The sequence below is a fragment of the Paraburkholderia nemoris genome (assembly GCF_905221015.1).
Taxonomy (GTDB): Bacteria; Pseudomonadota; Gammaproteobacteria; order Burkholderiales; family Burkholderiaceae; genus Paraburkholderia; species Paraburkholderia nemoris.
In genome coordinates, this window is record NZ_CAJNBO010000105.1 from 1 (window position 1) to 1,250 (window position 1,250).

The window sequence follows — 1,250 nt, forward strand, 5'->3', positions numbered from 1 at the left end:
AAAGAAAGCGGCGGCGGATTCAACCGGTCGATGCAACACCTCTGTTCCAATACGGAAATGGAGAGTGGAGCACGATGGGACGACAAAGAAGACCGTGGTTGAACACCGCGCAGAAGGCCGAAATCTGGAAGCTATGGCGCGAAGGCGAGTCGCTGAGCGCAATTGCGCGGATGCTTGAGCGCCAGCCGAGTGGCGTTTATCACGTCGTGAACAGGAACGGCGGGATTTCCCCGCCTGCCCGCACGAGATCTGCGCGAGCGCTGACGCTGGCTGAACGCGAGGAGATATCGCGTGCCCTTGTCGCAGGCAGAACGATGGGTCAGATTGCACTGCAACTGGAGCGCTCGAAATCGACCGTCAGCCGGGAGATCGAGCGCAATGGCGGTATTCACAAGTATCGGGCGCACGAGGCCGATGCGAACGCCTGGGAGCGTGCGCGGCGGCCCAAGGTGTGTGCGCTGTCAGGCAATGCGCGCCTGCGCCGGCTGGTGGCGACCAGGCTCAAATTAAAATGGGCCCCTGTACAGATAGCGGGGTGGCTCAAGCGCGAGTTTCGGGTCAACAAGGACATGCAGATATCTCACGAGACGATCTACCGGAGCCTGTTCATCCAGGCACGCGGGGTGCTTAAGAAGGAACTCGTGGAACATCTTCGTACGAACCGTACGATGCGCCAGGCGAAGAGCGCCTCGGCAAGTGGACAGAACAGGGGCAAGATAATCGGGGCGGTGTCGATCAGCGAAAGGCCGGCCGAGGTGGAAGACCGTGCGGTACCTGGTCACTGGGAAGGCGATCTGCTGGCAGGCTCGCACAACACCTACATTGCCACACTGGTGGAGCGGCACTCGCGTTATGTGATGCTGGTCAAGGTGGCAGGCAAGGACACGGCAAGTGTGGTGTCGGCGCTGATCAAACAGGTGAACAAACTGCCGAAACAACTGCGTGGGTCCCTGACATGGGACCGCGGCTCAGAGATGGCGAGCCACAGGAACTTCACGATTGCTACGGACGTGCAAGTGTATTTCTGCGATCCGCGAAGCCCATGGCAACGAGGCAGCAACGAGAACACGAATGGCCTGCTTCGTCAGTACTTCCCCAAAGGCAAACCGCTGGACGGCTATTCGCAAGCAGACTTGAACAAGGTCGCCGCGCAACTGAACGGTCGACCCCGTCAGACCTTGCAATTTATGAGCCCTGCCGAGAAACTGGCGGAAACGTTGGGTGTTGCGCTGACCGGTTGAATCCGCCGC

General features: G+C 59.8%; 1 protein-coding gene. It reads left to right on the forward strand.

Going from position 1 to position 1,250, the window contains the following annotated elements; all coding sequences use genetic code 11:
• The first annotated feature begins 74 nt into the window (after nt 1-74).
• Complete coding sequence (locus KHO33_RS41845) at nt 75-1,241, forward strand: IS30 family transposase (RefSeq protein WP_200568574.1); 1,167 nt, start codon at nt 75-77, stop codon at nt 1,239-1,241.
• Nucleotides 1,242-1,250: the final 9 nt, after the last annotated feature.